Annotated in this window: 13 protein-coding genes and 1 riboswitch; of the genes, 5 read left to right on the top strand and 8 right to left on the bottom strand. The window is 61.2% G+C overall.

Translation table 11 applies throughout. The features are described 5' to 3' along the window. Positions 1 to 12 precede the first annotated feature (12 nt). A complete protein-coding gene (locus LDN82_RS04020; protein WP_224167456.1) occupies positions 13 to 924 on the bottom strand; it encodes an EamA family transporter in 912 nt (303 codons plus the stop codon). Between the two features lie 74 nt (positions 925 to 998). On the opposite strand from LDN82_RS04020, the gene LDN82_RS04015 reads away from it, so the two are divergent. Beyond that, positions 999 to 1,916: a LysR family transcriptional regulator gene (locus tag LDN82_RS04015; protein ID WP_224094382.1), complete on the top strand. Its 918-nt coding sequence runs from the start codon at positions 999 to 1,001 to the stop codon at positions 1,914 to 1,916. 68 nt (positions 1,917 to 1,984) lie between these two features. Here the strand turns inward: LDN82_RS04015 and LDN82_RS04010 are convergent, their stop codons facing one another. From LDN82_RS04010 to LDN82_RS03990, 5 genes are read right to left on the bottom strand one after another with little or no spacing between them, the layout of a single operon-like run. Then, complete coding sequence (locus tag LDN82_RS04010) at positions 1,985 to 2,893, bottom strand: polysaccharide deacetylase family protein (RefSeq protein WP_224166456.1); 909 nt, start codon at positions 2,891 to 2,893, stop codon at positions 1,985 to 1,987. After that, positions 2,890 to 3,588, bottom strand: a complete 699-nt coding sequence (locus tag LDN82_RS04005) for a fumarylacetoacetate hydrolase family protein (protein WP_224166455.1) — start codon at positions 3,586 to 3,588, stop codon at positions 2,890 to 2,892. The genes LDN82_RS04010 and LDN82_RS04005 overlap by 4 nt, the downstream gene beginning before the upstream one ends. 3 nt (positions 3,589 to 3,591) lie before the next feature. Further along, positions 3,592 to 4,893, bottom strand: coding sequence for an MFS transporter (locus tag LDN82_RS04000; protein ID WP_224166454.1), 1,302 nt, complete (start codon positions 4,891 to 4,893; stop codon positions 3,592 to 3,594). Then, positions 4,890 to 6,251 (bottom strand): amidohydrolase family protein, encoded by a 1,362-nt coding sequence (locus LDN82_RS03995; RefSeq protein WP_224166453.1) that lies wholly within the window; start codon positions 6,249 to 6,251, stop codon positions 4,890 to 4,892. Before LDN82_RS03995 ends, LDN82_RS04000 begins: the two co-directional genes overlap by 4 nt. After that, a complete protein-coding gene (locus tag LDN82_RS03990) occupies positions 6,232 to 7,020 on the bottom strand; it encodes a sulfite exporter TauE/SafE family protein (RefSeq protein WP_224166452.1) in 789 nt (262 codons plus the stop codon). Before LDN82_RS03990 ends, LDN82_RS03995 begins: the two co-directional genes overlap by 20 nt. Before the next feature lie 79 nt (positions 7,021 to 7,099). Between LDN82_RS03990 and LDN82_RS03985 the strand changes: the two genes are divergently transcribed. Then, positions 7,100 to 7,759, top strand: coding sequence for a GntR family transcriptional regulator (locus tag LDN82_RS03985; protein ID WP_224166451.1), 660 nt, complete (start codon positions 7,100 to 7,102; stop codon positions 7,757 to 7,759). Between the two features lie 34 nt (positions 7,760 to 7,793). On the opposite strand, the gene LDN82_RS03980 is transcribed toward LDN82_RS03985, so the two are convergent. Together LDN82_RS03980 and LDN82_RS03975 are read right to left on the bottom strand one after the other, a co-directional pair. Continuing rightward, positions 7,794 to 8,318, bottom strand: a complete 525-nt coding sequence (locus LDN82_RS03980) for a histidine phosphatase family protein (protein WP_224166450.1) — start codon at positions 8,316 to 8,318, stop codon at positions 7,794 to 7,796. Positions 8,319 to 8,540: 222 nt separating this feature from the next. Continuing rightward, positions 8,541 to 9,407, bottom strand: coding sequence for a winged helix-turn-helix domain-containing protein (locus tag LDN82_RS03975; RefSeq protein WP_224166449.1), 867 nt, complete (start codon positions 9,405 to 9,407; stop codon positions 8,541 to 8,543). Positions 9,408 to 10,073: 666 nt separating this feature from the next. On the opposite strand from LDN82_RS03975, the gene LDN82_RS03970 reads away from it, so the two are divergent. From LDN82_RS03970 to LDN82_RS03960, 3 genes are all read left to right on the top strand, one after another. Continuing rightward, positions 10,074 to 10,814 (top strand): response regulator transcription factor, encoded by a 741-nt coding sequence (locus LDN82_RS03970; RefSeq protein WP_224094372.1) that lies wholly within the window; start codon positions 10,074 to 10,076, stop codon positions 10,812 to 10,814. A 3-nt stretch (positions 10,815 to 10,817) separates the two neighbouring features. Beyond that, entirely contained in the window at positions 10,818 to 12,311 is a 1,494-nt protein-coding gene (locus LDN82_RS03965; RefSeq protein WP_224166448.1) for a HAMP domain-containing sensor histidine kinase, read from the top strand. Positions 12,312 to 12,420: 109 nt separating this feature from the next. Then, a riboswitch (cyclic di-AMP (ydaO/yuaA leader) is annotated at positions 12,421 to 12,605 on the top strand. A gap of 3 nt (positions 12,606 to 12,608) precedes the next feature. Continuing rightward, on the top strand, positions 12,609 to 13,421 hold the full coding sequence (locus LDN82_RS03960) for a hypothetical protein (protein ID WP_224094370.1): 813 nt from the start codon (positions 12,609 to 12,611) through the stop codon (positions 13,419 to 13,421). Positions 13,422 to 13,429: the final 8 nt, after the last annotated feature.

Genomic DNA, 13,429 nt, shown 5'->3' with positions numbered 1-13,429 from the left:
CTTCGCGGGCGATTAGACGCGCAGAGCAGGCCTCACAACGGGAGTTTCCGGACGTTTTCGTGAGGCGCCGAGCACGGCGGTCGCGACTCCGACGAGCAGGATCAGCCCTCCCATAATTTCGGGCGCTGTTGGGATTTCGTTCAGGACCAGCCAGGCAGCCGTCATGCCGACCACTGGAACCAGCAGCGTGAACGGCACGACGTCGGAACTCGGGTAGAGCGTCAACAGCCGGTTCCAGATGCCGTACCCGATAAGCGAGGCGAAAACCGCCGTGTAGATGGCGCTCAGGATGGTGGGTATTTGGAGGTCCGTGATGGTCGCCCACACTGTGCTGGGGCCGTCCACTACGAGTGACAATCCCGCCAAAGGGAGCGGCACTACGGCCCCGGACCAGACCACCAACCCAAGGCCCGACGCCGCTTTCGAGTGCCGCGCAACCACGTTTCCGATCGCCCAGGATAACGCCGCCGCCAGCACAATCATGAGAGGCAGGATAGGAGCCACGGCACTGCGCCCCACCGCGACCACGCCCAGACCCGCGAGGCCGAGCACAACGCCCAGCATCTGCCTGCGGCTGGGCCTCTCGCCAAGGAACCGGGCCGCGATCAGCACTGTGAACAGCACCTGCGCCTGCAAGACGAGGGAGGCCAGGCCCGCCGGCATCCCCAGAGCCATGCCCAGGTACAGCAGTCCAAACTGACCAGCGCTCATGAAAAGCCCGACGCCGATGATCGCCTTCCAGCTCACGTCGGGTTTGCGGATAAACAGAATGAACGGAAAAACGACCAGCAGGAATCGGAAGGCGACGAACAGCAACGGCGGGACATCGCGGCCGTTGGCGTGGAGGCCAAGGTCTATCGCGACAAAGTTCACGCCCCAAAGGACAGCGACGAGGACGGCGAGGGCGGAGTGGCGAAGGTTCACAAGAATCACTGTGGCATCTCGAATGGTTTAAGCACCAGCGTTGAATTCTGTATGAAATCAAGTAGGTTTACTTCATGATCGACATTTCAGCTCTGCGCGCCCTGGTAGCTGTGGAACAGCACGGATCTGTCGTGGCCGCCTCGGACGTGATGGGCTACAGTCCTTCGGCGGTTTCCCAGCAGATAAAGAAGCTGGAGAAGCAAACCGGAGTGGCCGTCCTGGAACGCAATGGCCGCGGTGTACTCCTTACGGAACGGGGCCTTGCCCTCGCCGGCTATGGACGGCGAATAATGGGCGAACTCGAGGAACTCCAGGCAACACTCCTCGCCGATCCCGCGAAGCCTTCCGGGCTGCTGCGGCTGGTGGCGTTCTCAACGGCCTGCCGTGGCTTGGTGGGGCCCATGCTCGGACGTATCGGTAGGGATTCGGAACTTGAAGTCAGCGTACTGGCGGAGGACCCGCGTGAAGCCGTGCACCGGGTTGCTTCAGGCGAGGCTGAGCTTGCGGTAGTGCACAACTGGAACTCCGTGCCGCTGGTCATTCCTGAGAACCTGGTGCACGAGGACCTCTGCCTGGACCAGGCCGACGTCCTCGTTAACAGCAGCCACGAACTTGCCGGACGGACCGTCGTCGAGCGTGAAGACCTGCTGGACGAAACCTGGGTCAGTACGCCGGCCGGCGCCATCTGCAACGAAGCCCTCCTCCAGATCTTCGCCGGGCTTGGGCGGGTCCCCGATATCCGTGTCTACGATCCCGATTTCTCCACCCATATTGCGATGGTGGAGCAGGCCGTGGCCGTAGCACTGGTGCCTCGGCTTGGCAGGCCACCCCTGCCACCCGGCGTCGTTGCAGTGCCGGTCGTCAACCCCATCCAGCAGCGAGCCGTGGGAATCGTGTATCGGAAGACCATGACCGCCAGCCCCAATATCCGGCATGCCGTCCGGCTGCTGCGCGAAGTGGCGGCAGAACACGAGCTGCCGTTGCCGGGATAAGACCCCGCCATGGCTTGTCTTCTTAGGCAGAGCGCGGGAGCGGTCGGTGTCTTCCGCTCCCGCGCCGCTCATCGAGCGGAAGATGCCTGAAGGGCATCCGAAACAGGGTAACCGGCCGTTTGCTGGTGCCAATCCAGAATCTGCTCCCCCGTCATGAACACAGACCTGGCATCGGCCCTGATATGCGCCAGCGCCTGCTTGAAGTAGGTCAGGCGGTGCGGCGCGGCCATGATGTAGGGGTGGATGACCAGCGCCATAACCCTGGCCGATTCCGCCGAGTCCTCGGCAAGCTGGTCAAACTGGTCCTTGGCACGCTGGAGATATTCACGGGCGGGATGGTGCTGGATCAGCATCATTGCCACGTCATTGCACTCCTGCGTGTAAGGGATGCTGGTGATGGGCCTTGTCCGCGTACGGAGTTCAACAGGCTGGTCATCCAATACCCAGTCACAGACGTACTCATAGCCCTCCTCCACCAGGATGTCCGGCGTCTCCCAGGTTTCCGTCAGGCCAGGACCCAGCCAGCCACGCGGGGCCTTGCCGGTGGCTTGGCGGATGGCGTCGGTGGTCAGCCGGATATCTTCGCGCTCGTCCGGCACTTTCTGCATGTTTTTCTGGCCATAGCCGTGGCCAATGAACTCCCAGCCGCGTTCCTTTGCAGCCGCAGTTATCGCCGGGTAAGACGTTACGGCCTTGCCGTTGACGGCCAATGCCACCGGGATGCCGAACTCATCGAGCGCCTTCAAGAGCCTCCAGAAACCAACCCTGTTTCCATATTCATGCCAGCACCAGTTGGGCACGTCCGGCGTGGGGACGCCGCCGGCCGGAGGACTCAGGACAGTGCGCGGCATCGCCTCATCGTCATTCCACTCCTCAATGTTGACTATCACCCAGACCGCTACCTTCTTGCCGTCCGGCAGAAGTCGCACTGGACGATCAACAATCGCCTCATAGTCGATCCGTTCGCTCGGTTTCATGATTCCTCCTGCTCGGTCACTGCGATGCTCAGTTGTGGAAGGCCCGTAATCTCCACGGAGACCTGGTCGCCGGGAACAATGGCCGAAACGCCCGCTGGGGTACCCGTGTAAATCAAGTCACCCGGTTCCAGGGTGTACAGGGAGCTAAGCCGGGAAAGGATTTCCGGAACGGACCAGATCATCAGGCCCAGGCTCGTTCGCTGACGCTCCTTTCCATTGACAGTGAGAACCAAGGTTGCGGTTTCCAGGTCCTGCACCGATGCCGCTGGAAGGATCGGGCCGCAAGGAGCCGAGCTGTCAAACGATTTACCTGGCTCCCAAGGACGCGCCTGGGACACTGAATTTCTTTGCAGGTCCCTGCGGGTCAGGTCGATTCCAGCAGCGTAGCCAAACACAGCATCGGAAGTATCTTCTGGCTGGCTGTTGCGAAGCCGCTTGCCCACTGCCACTACCAGTTCACCCTCGAACTGGAAGTCATCGGTTGATTGCGGGTAGGCGATGGCCGCGCCGTCCAGTTCGACGCAATCAGTTGGCTTCTGGAAGAAGAACGGATCGTCGCGTTCGTCGCCTTCACGCATCTCGCGAATGTGGTCCACATAGTTCCTCCCCACGCAGTAGATGCGGCGGACGGGGAAGCCGTGGTCGGAACCGGATACGGGAACAACGGGTTGGGTTGTTTTCCAAAGTGTTTGCATTGGTTACTCCTGAGTGGTGGTTACGGGGTCCGGAATAGTGGCCGAAGGGGCCAGCCGACTGAAGTCGGCCGTTCGCAGGGCCAAAGCCAGCAGACCGGAGGCCACGGACAGGCCTGTGATCTGGACCAGGCCGGCGGTGCTCCAGTCGGTGTTTCCGACAAGAAGGCTGAAGGCCAACCCGGCGAAGCCCGCTGCCGTGTAGATGCACGTTGTGAAGAGGCCTGAAGCGCGGGATGAGTGGGATTCATTCATGCTTTTGACCAGGGAAGCGACGAGCCCAACGTAGAGCCCGGAGCTGGCCACCAGCCCAAAGAGGAACGACCATACGGCCTGCCACGCAACGGTTGCGGGTCCTGCGAACAATGCAGCACCACAGACGGCCTGCGCGACGCTCAACGATGTGATGGCAATTTTGGGAGTCAGGCGATCAACAAGCCAACCCCCCAGGGGAGAGGCGAAAGCCGCAAGTCCGGATAACCCGACGGCAAGAGCTGCATCAGCCTGTTTGAAATGCAGGTGCTCGATCAGGAAACTGGCATACATTCCTATGTAGCCAAAATCTATGAGACCGAACAGCACTGTGATCACCGCCAGGATCAGGGGATTACGGCTGAAAAAGCTGGTTGCCCCACCTACGTAATGGGTTGCCTCCTGGACGGAGCGCCGTTCCGTGAATGACGAGCGGACGAACACCGCAACCAGAAGCGCAGCTACGATCCCGATGGCTCCGAAGGCAATCATCGGAGCACGCCAGGAATCAAACTCCTGGTGGAGGAAGACTCCGAGGTTTGGGCCCACCAGCGCGCCCGTGGCGAAGGCGACGTTTACTGAACCGATCGCGATGCCACGGTGCCTGGGAAAGGCATGTGTTGCCACAGTAAGGATGGCCACCAACTGCAAGGCTTCACCTACACCGCTGAGGACCCGCCACAGCAGCATGTCCCAGAAACCGGCGCTCAACACCGTGAGTACCGTGGCGATGGAGAAGAGGACTGTACCCATGATCAGGACGTGTTTCCGGTTTACGCGGCGCAAGGCCATACCGGCCGGGATACCCGTAAGTCCCATTCCCAAGGCGAAGAGTGTGGATTGAAGCCCGGCCTCGGGAAGCCCAAACCCGTATTCTGTCCTGACCTCTGTCAGCAGGACCGGGAAAACCATGCGGTCCATTGCATTGACTGAGTAGGCCAGGAGGATAAGCAGGAACATGAGCATGGCTCCGGAGCTGCCGAGCCGTTGGACACGCTCCGCTGACGCCGGAGGCCGTTCCTTGGGCACGGCCGTTGAGTTGTTTTGGCTTATCATCGTTGATTGCCTTCCTGATTGTTGCTGATCCATTGGTCCCAGGTTCCGGCTGCCGTTGCGCGCTGGACCAGGGCGTCGCGCCGCTCTGTGGCCGTATCGATGGCTTGGCGGGCCGTCTGTTGTACCAGTTCGCCTTCACGAAGAAGAACGCGTCCATCGCTGATGACGGTGCGGATTGCCGCGGAAGTTCCGTGATAGACGAGGCTTTCGGCAGGATCACCCGTTGGAAGAAGCGAGGTACTTGACCTGTCGAAGATGATCAGATCGGCCCGTTTGCCCTGTCTGATGGATCCTGTGATCCCATCGATGCCAAGATCCTTGGCGGCACGGATGGTAGCCATCTCGAGGGCAATTCGAGGAGTCAGTGTTGCCCGTCTCGTGCGTGCGTGCTCAACGGAGAGCAACGCCCGCAAGCTGGAAAGTACGTCTGCGTTTGCCGGCATGGCGAGTGTGTCCACAGAAAGTGATGTCAGAACGTCCGCTTCAAGGAACTCCGTGACCACCGGAAAGCCCATGGTGCGCATTTCCGAAAGTGGGCTCACCGAAATCCTGGTTCCTGTCCGGGCAATGGCTTCAATGTCCTCCGCGCTGGCGTGCACGGCGTGAACCACCTGGACGTCCGGTCCGAGCAATCCCTCACGGTCCAGTCTGGTCAGGCCACACGACTGGCAACCAGGTTCCCGCATGCAGCGGTCGCAATGCATGGTGATGGGAACGTTGCGTTCCCTGGCACAGCTCCATTCCCGCGCAGCAAGCTCCGTGGATGTGCGATAGGGTCCCCGCAACGCCACCCCGAAATGGATCCGCCCGTCAAGGCGGTCGGAAGTCCATCTGTTGATGGCATCGTCCAGACCGTCGAAATCCATCACTTCGTCGGCACCCGAGGAATCCCTTGGCCCATAGGAGAATCGGCCCCTCAACCCCGAATCCAAATGCGCTTGGATGTTCGCATCTATATCGCCCGCACCGCGGACGTTGTGGTCCCAGTTATGGACGGTGGTGATTCCGTTCTGTACTGCTTCTGCCAGGGCGAACCTGGCGGACCAGTAGAAGTCATCGTCATTAAGGTGGGGGGCGAGGCCACGCTTGACTGAGAAGTAGTCCCGTCCGGGCCCATCCCCCACCGTTCCCCGCAGAAGTGAATTCCACAGATGCCAGTGTGTGTCTACGAAACCAGGCATCACCAGGTTTCCGGTGCCGTCTATCTGTTCCACTCCATTGGGGAGGGCGAGGCCCTGCCCGAGTTTTTCGATAATGCCATCCCTGATCAGGATGTCCGTGATCCCATCGGGGACGTCCGGGTCGAGGGACAAAATAAAGGCATTTTGCAGTAGCAAGCTAGTGCGTTGAGGAAGCATGATCCATCCAAAGAACGACGAAAATGACAAGGCCAAAAATGACTACGCAACGCCGCAGCAGGACATCCGGAATGCGTCGGCCCAGAACGGCACCGATCCATCCTCCGAGCAGTCCAGCGGCGGCCATCACAAATGCCGCGGGCCATGCGACAGTCGCGAAGATACCGAAGAAGACAAGGGAGACAGCGCTCGCGACGGCGGACAGCACACTCTTGAGTGCGTTGAGCCGGGGAAGCCGCTCATCGAGGGTAATGCCCAAAACACCGAGCATCATGATGCCCAGTCCGGCGTTGAAGTAGCCACCATAGGTAGCCACACCCAACTGACCGAGACTGCTGGCATGCAGTCGTTCAGCTCTCACGCTTGAATTCTGAACCCCACCCACGCGTGCCACTGCCCATCTGGTCAAGACGGGCTGCGCTGCCAGCAGCAGGGTCGATGCAAGCACCAGCCACGGAACCACAGCAACAAATGTTGATTCCGGTCCCACCAGCAGGAGCGCTGATCCCACTGTGGCACCAACCACGGTGGTGGTTCCCAGGATCGCGACCCTGCGGGCCTGTCCTTTGAGTTCCCTGCGATAGCCCCAAACGCCACCCACATAACCCGGGAAGGCTGCCACCGTGTTGATGACGTTGGCCGCGACGGGCGGGTAGCCCAGCGCGAGCAGGGTTGGAAAGGTCACCAGCGACCCGCCACCTGCAACCGCGTTTATTGCGCCGGCAGCTGTGCCGGCCAAAGCCATAAGGGCTACAGACCCAATGTCCATGACCACCTCCCACACTCAGCGTACGCATTGCATGCAATGAATGCAATAGCTGTTTTCGCATGCCTTGTATACTTAGGTCATGAGTTCAGACGCGGCAGGAACAGGATCAGCACGCTCAACCTACGACGTCCTGTGGGCCAGATTTCTCGACGGCACCTACACCGCCGGGGACCGCCTTCCGGAGGCATCGATAGCAGAGGAATTGGGAGTCAGCCGCACACCCGTAAGGGAAGCGCTGAGCCGCATGCTTGCCGAAGGCCTGCTCACGCCCGCAGCTCGCGGCGTAGTAGTTGCAGGTTTGGACCACGACGCCAAACGCCGCCTGTTTGATCTGCGACGCAATCTTGAAGGATTCGCAGCCGAACTGACAGCCGCGCGGGCCCGCGATGGACAGATCGCTCCTGCCTGGTTCGCGCGGCTGAACGACGCAGCAACGGGGTTCGCGAAAGCCATTGAAAGCGGTGACGTACGGGAGTCAACGCGAATCAACAGGCAGTTCCACGACCTGATCGTCGAAGCCAGTGGTAACGAATTCCTGGCCGATGCGCATCGCCGGGCCATAGCCAGGCTTGCGGTTTCTACAGCAGCGAATCTCGGCAAGGATGACTGGGCGCACAAGGCCGCCGAACAACACGTAGAAATTGCCCGGGCAATTGCAGACGGAGACGTAGCGTCTGCCCGCTCACTTTCGGAAGCCCACATAAGTGACGCCCAAAAGGTGGCGGATCTGGCGGCCTAAGGACGCCGGGGGATCACACAGCCCGGCGGGAAAGTCAGCGCCGCGGCACCTTGAAGTGCGTCAGACGAGCGTCCTGCCCATCCAGCTCCGCCCATGGCTTCTCAGTCTCCATCACCGTCAAAGCACTGGTTGGGAACCGTGTGGCGGCATCCATGTAGGCATCATGGTCCGAGTCGCGCGAAGCAAGATGCATGGCCAGGTCCTGGACACCGGGCATGTGCGAGATCACCATCAAGGTGGTGACAGTGTCCGGGACATGGTTGATCACGGTCAACATCCGGTTTGCCGAGGCAGCGTACAAGCCGTCCTCGAGCTTGGGCGTCGGGGCTTTGTCCCCCAACTCATCGCACACCCACGTGCAGGTTTGGCGGGTCCTCAGCGCAGACGAGCACAGAATGAAGTCTGGAACTACCCCATGCTTGAGCAACCATCGCCCAGCCAGCGGAGCTTCACGGTGTCCGCGTTCCTCGAGGGGACGTTCATGGTCCGGGACCCCCATGGGCCAATCCGCTTTGGCGTGGCGCATGATCACAAGGCGCCTGATGTGATGGTCACTCATTCCACAACCTTAGCGCCGCGAAGGCACATGCTCACTGGCCCCGAAAGCTCGAAAGCGTCCAACCGAAGAGAGGGCGCTGCAGCGCAGCGGGGGCGCTGCAGCGCAGCGGGGCATCCCGAAAGCGCCGTTGTTGCGTGAGGTACGAGCAGGCGCCGAGGGATCGTCCCGCGAAAGCGAAAGCGCCCGCCCTTTACAGGACAGGCGCTTTCGCGGAAGCAATAGCTAGATCGAGTATTCCGGAGCGGCCCAGACGATGACCTCAGGGTGCTCGTAGAAGCGGTAGCCCTGGCCACGCACGGTGCGTACGGTGTTGGCGAGGCGGCCCAGCTTGGAGCGGAGGCGGCGGATGTGGACGTCGATGGTGCGCTCGTTGGGCACTTCTTCGGCGTTGCGCCACAGGCCCTCAAGCAGTTCGTCGCGGCCAACCGTGCGGGTGCCGTTTTCGACGAGGTAGTTGAGGAGCTCAAATTCCTTGAACGTCAGGTTCAGCGACTCACCGTCGAGGTGGACTTCGCGGCGGGCGAGGTCGATCAACACGCCGGAGGGGCGGGCTTCCTGCTGCGGTGCCGGGCGTGAAGCCTCGGTGCGCTGGCGGGCGGCGACCGTGGGGTCACCGAAGGTGGAACGTACGACGTCGAGCGCGGAGCCGGGTGCCCCGGCGGGTGCGACGGCGACTGCAGCGTAGCTCTCAGCGCCGGTGACCAGGGACTGGGCGTAGGCCCGGATTTCCTGGGCGAGCTTGGCAATGGAGGTGCCAGCCGCTGCTGCAGTTTCTTCGTCAATGCCCATGTAGAGCACGAAGCCGCGGGCCACGTTGTCGTTGGCAACGGGACGGAGGCGGTCAGACTGCGCAATGACGGGAGTAGGCGCCGTCATGGGTGCTGGCTCATTGGTGGGAACTGCCCGCAACTGGCCGTAGGAGTTGGGGTTGTAGCCCTGGGGCACGTAGCCGGGAGCCTGCTGGCCGTTGCCTTGGGTGGCGGGGGCGTAGCCGGGGCGGTTGCCGAAGCCGGGGCGGAGGCCTGCGTTGGAAGCGGCCTTGTTGGCGTTTCGGACGGAGATGTGGACGTAACCGGATGCAACTGACATGGAGTGATTACCTCAAAAGTGAATAGCCGTCATCGCGGCTTCGAATGCTGGTTGTCCCCGCAATGAGTTTGGGGAAGGGCGCCCAACGCTGGGCTAGGGGGCGAATGCCTGAAACTTCTTCGGGGTGGAAAGTTAGGCTTGCATTCGACAACAGCGGGTCTCGTCGCCAGCGGGTGTGCTGGACCAGATTGCTGCGGCTGCAGGTGCTGTTGAGTTCTTGTTCACATTGGAAGTGTGCAACGTAACAATGGCAACACGCAAGTAACAAAGCGTGAAACCGTCCACATTTTGAGACAAGAGGGTCTATTGTGCCGCAGATCACAATTCTTCCCCCACCGAAAATGAACGTCATTTCATTCGGTCTCGATGAGAAATATTCGGCTTATCGTGAATTTTCTTCGGCAGATAGTGCATGATGACCTCCCTGATTCCCATGAGGGGCAAAAGGACGGAATCTCAAGATCTGAAACACTTGCTGTCCAATCGCAACCTGCTCCAAGCTCGAATTTTTCCCTCAAAATCTGCTACAAGCCGTAGAAGGCGAGTATTCACTGCAGCACTCCCGCAACGCCTGCCATTGAACTCCCACGTGGCTAGTGTTGACCTCACAGCATCCTCACAGGACCGGCAAAGCTTCGACAAACCAGCAGAATGGAGAGTTGTCACATGGCATCCCCGCACTCCATGACGAACAACCTTCCCCAGCTTTCCCACCCGGACGGCTCCCCCATCCGAGCCTTGGTGGTGGACGACGAACCGAGTCTCGCTGAGCTCATGAGCATGGGCCTTCGCATGGCAGGCTGGTCCGTAGCGGTGGCAGCCGATGGACCGGAAGCTGTGAAGCTTGCCAAGGACTTCCGCCCCGACGTGCTGGTGCTGGACGTGATGCTTCCAGGATTCGACGGCGTCGAGGTCCTCAACCGGATCCGCGCCTTCGCGCCGGAAGTGCCCGCACTGTTCCTCACGGCCAAGGACGCTGTCCAGGACCGCATCGTTGGCCTGGCCGCCGGCGGGGACGACTACGTCACCAAGCCCTTCAGCATGGAGGAGGTTCTCCTGCGCCTGCACCGTCTCGTACAACGCTCGGGCGTTGCGGCCATGGATACCGCGGAACTGGTAGTGGGTGATCTCACCCTCAACGTGGACACACGGGAGGTTTCGCGCGCCGGCGAGGACATCCAGCTCACGGCAACGCAGTTTGAGCTTCTTCGTTATCTCATGGAGAACCCCAAGCGGGTGGTCAGCAAGTCACAGATCCTTGACCGCGTCTGGGACTATGACTTCGGCGGGCAGGCCAACATCGTGGAACTGTACATTTCCTACCTGCGCAAGAAAATCGAAGCCAACCACCCGCCAATGATCCACACCATCCGTGGCGCTGGCTACGTCATCAAGCCTGCGGACTGAATCTTGTCCACCTCTTCCGGAGTAGCCCGCAAGACCCAGCGGAACTGGCTCAATCCCTCCACCTGGCATCTGCGCACGCGGTTGGTCCTGGTGGCGATGGCATTGCTGGTGGCGATTTGCGGTGCAGTTGGAGTGGTTAGTTACGCCTCCATGGACATGTACTTCAACAAACAGCTCGACAAGCAGTTGGAGCAGGCATCAGGCCGCGCGAATGACTTCGGCAGGCCGCCGTCGAACTTTCCCTCCAGCGGTCGGCCGGATCCGCTGGAGGCCCGTGGCCAAGGCGCCGGGACACTTAACGCGAGGATCGATGGTTCCACGGTCATCAACTCGGGCTTCCTCAACGCAAACGGTCGCCGCGTCGCACTCTCGGCAGAAGACAAGCAGATCCTGCTATCGCTCCCCCGCGACAACCGGCCCGTAGACCGTTCATTGTCCAACGGCGACTATCGGCTGGTGGCAGTTGAGACCAACTACGGCGATGTGATTGCGACAGGCCTGCCGTTGGCTGACAAGCAAAATGCCGAGGCCTCGCTGGTATGGACCATGGTGTTTGTTTCACTTGGCGGCCTGGTGCTGATCGGCCTCGCCGGCACCGTCATCATCCGCCGGACCATGCGGCCACTGGAGCAACTCTCGGAGGTTGCAACGAAAGTATCGCGCCTTCCCCTCGACGCCGGTGAGGTGGCACTCGCGGTGCGCGTACCGCCGTCGGCCGCTCATCCTGGAACTGAAGTTGGCAGCGTGGGCCACGCTTTGAACCAAATGCTCAACAACGTTTCCAGGGCCCTGGAAGCCCGTCAGGAGAGCGAAACCAAGGTCCGGCAGTTCGTTGCCGATGCCTCCCACGAACTTCGGACACCGCTGACCGCCATCCGTGGATACACCGAGCTGCTTCGTATGACGGAGAACTTCACGGAGGACGGCAGGAAGTCGCTGGCGCGGGTCCAGAGCCAGTCGGAACGGATGACCACGCTTGTGGAGGACCTGTTGTTGTTGGCGCGCCTGGATGAAGGCCAGCCGTTGAAGGTCACGGATGTGGACCTGACGCAGCTGGTGATCGAGACAGTCAGCGACGAAAAGGTGATGGCACCGGACCACATCTGGAAGCTACAACTCCCTGACGAGCCCATTACGGTGCGCGGGGACGCAACCCAGCTGCATCAGGTGCTGGCCAATCTGCTGTCCAACGCCCGCAAGCACACCGATCCAGGTACCACGGTGGTCGCAGGCGTCATGCTTTCCGCCGACGGTAGCGCGGTGGTCACCGTCACGGACAACGGGCCTGGTATTCCGACTGCTTTCCAGGGGCGAATCTTCTCGCGTTTTGCCCGGGCTGACGCGGCGAGATCGGGGTCGGAAGGGACCTCCGGATTGGGCTTGTCAATCGTCGAATCCATCGTCCAGGCGCATGGCGGCAGTGTGGAAGTAACGTCCCAGCCGGGACGCACGGAGTTCACTCTCCGACTCCCCGCAGCTTTGAACGAACGCATATAACGAATCAGGCAACATGACTCGCCGTGAACGTGATCTCTGTTACCCAAATGTGACTTAAGCCGAAACCTCCTGTACCTTCGAAAGGGTGGGTCGCCCCTAACTGGCCCACACCCGGGATGCGCCGAGCTCTGCCACTTCCCGGAGTTCCGTTCTCATTCGAGGCAGAGACGGGGGACCCAGAGTCTCCGGGCACAGTACTTTCCTTGCCCTTGGGGTGAAGCCGCAGCTACGCGCGCGGCCGGATGACCTCATCCGAACCCGACAGCTAACTCCGCAGGCGCTGAGAGGTAATCACACATGTCTGAATTCAACGATCAGACGCGCCCTTCCGCGCGTCACCGTGACGATCACAACGCTCCCCTGACGAAGTCGCAAACCGTTCTGAAGAACGCTGCACGCCGCGGCAAGACCGGGCAACGAATGTCCGTTGTTGCAGGAGTCGTTGCCGCAGCATTGGGCGTCGCATCGCTTGGCCAGGCCGCAAACGCCGCATTCAATCTCCCCGAAACGAGCCGGGCGTCCGAGACGCAGGCTACCGCCCAGGCCAGCAACAAAACAGCTGAAATCTCAGCGTCCTTGGATGCTGCTGCCAAGAAGGGCGCTGCAGACAGGGCCGCTGCAGACCAGGCAGCTGCGGCACAAGCCGCCGCCGAAAAGGCTGCGGCCGAGAAAGCCGCCGCCGACCAGGCAGCTGCCGCACAGGCCGCCGCCGAAAAGGCTGCCGCTGATGCAGCCGCCAAGCAGGCTGCCGATGCCGCCGCTGCTGCAGCCGCAGCCGCAGCCGCCACTCCCAAGGCCGTGGACGATCCCGCCGCTGCCAAGGCATACGCCGCCAGCATCCTCGCCAACTACGGCTGGGGTCCGGGTGAAATGACTGCCCTGAACACACTGTGGGAGAAGGAATCCAACTGGCGGACCACCGCGACCAACACCTCCAGTGGTGCCTACGGAATCGTGCAGTCATTGCCCGCTTCGAAGATGGCAACCGCAGGCGATGACTGGCTGACCAACTACCAGACCCAGATCAAGTGGGGCCTGAACTACATCAAGGAACGCTACGGCTCCCCCTCGGCGGCCCTTGCCTTCCACTTGGCCAACAACTGGTACTAAGCCGACTC

Origin of the sequence: Arthrobacter sp. StoSoilA2, assembly GCF_019977195.1 — a bacterium.
In the GTDB taxonomy this organism is placed as follows: domain Bacteria; phylum Actinomycetota; class Actinomycetes; order Actinomycetales; family Micrococcaceae; genus Arthrobacter.
This window is presented reverse-complemented; position numbering and strand designations above follow the sequence as displayed.